This is a genomic window from Clostridium tarantellae, from assembly GCF_009295725.1.
Taxonomy (GTDB): domain Bacteria; phylum Bacillota; class Clostridia; order Clostridiales; family Clostridiaceae; genus Sarcina; species Sarcina tarantellae.
Window position 1 is genome coordinate 1 of the sequence record NZ_WHJC01000512.1, and the last position, 1,274, is coordinate 1,274.

The window sequence follows — 1,274 nt, forward strand, 5'->3', positions numbered from 1 at the left end:
GTATATATATTAATTAATAAATTAGGTGGAAATATGAACATATGTAATAATAGTAAATTAAGAGTTAATTCTAAGGGGATAATTAAAGGAATATTTGAAGATAAATATGGAAGTAGAGGAGTTCAAAAGATAAAAAATATGCCTATTTTCTCCATACCCGTAGAATGGTCAAGAGGACCTTGTTCAACTGTAAGTTATGCAATAACTTTAATAGATTATGATGCAATTCCAGTAATAGGTTTTCCATGGATTCATTGGACAGTTGCAAATATTCCATGTTATATTTGTTCTATAAAAGAAAATGTAAGTAGAAAAAGTAATTGTTTTATTGAGGGAGTAAATAGTTTTTCAGAGGATTATCTAGTAAAACTTAATGATATACAAGATTTTAGAGTTAGTAAAAAAGATGCTATTGGATATGGTGGATTTGCTCCACCAGATAAACCTCATGTGTATACTTTAAAAGTATATGCTTTAAATACTAAATTAAACTTAACAAAGGGTTTTTTTTATAATGATATGTTAAAATCTATGAAAAATAGAGTGTTAGCTGAAGGAACTTTTGAAGGTATTTATTTAAATAGTTAAGTAGACTAATATTAGACTGTATTATAATATATTAATATAGTCTAATATTTAATACAGAGAGGAATAAAACATGAAAGAAAAAAGTAATATAATAAAATATACAGCTAGTATTATGATTTTATTAATAATAAGTATTATTTTGTATTATAGTATAAGTAGAAAATATTATATTAATGATATTAAGGTATGGATTTTAAATTTTGGTATGCTAGCTCCAATAATTTACATAATAATGTTTTCTTTAGTTCCATTAACTTTTTTTCCAGACTCTATTTTAGCAATAAGTGGAGGAATGATGTTTGGTTTAATGAATGGATATATTTATACTACTATAGGAGCACTTTTAGGTAGTAGTATATCTTTTTATATATCTAGATTATTAGGAAGAACTATTGTAAAAAAAGTTTTTGAGAAAAAATTAAAAAATATAGAAGATCTAATTAATAAAAAAGGATTCATAATGATATTAATATTAAGATTAATACCTTTATTTCCCTTTGATTTAATAAGTTATGGTTCAGGTCTTACAAGTATAAAGTTTAAAGATTATTTTTTTGCAACACTTATAGGAACAATTCCTGGAATATTAGTCTTTACTAATATAGGAGCTCAATGTGTTAATATAGGACAAACAACTTTTTATATGTCTATAGTAGCTTTAATAGTTTTAGTCAGTTTATCTGTAC

At 23.9% G+C, this 1,274-nt stretch carries 2 protein-coding genes; both read left to right on the top strand.

The window, feature by feature from the left end:
- Positions 1-588 (top strand): YbhB/YbcL family Raf kinase inhibitor-like protein (locus GBZ86_RS16005; RefSeq protein WP_207707474.1); only part of this gene is annotated, 588 nt, incomplete at its 5' end.
- Positions 589-658: 70 nt separating this feature from the next.
- Positions 659-1,274 (top strand): TVP38/TMEM64 family protein (locus GBZ86_RS16010; protein WP_152892314.1); only part of this gene is annotated, 616 nt, incomplete at its 3' end.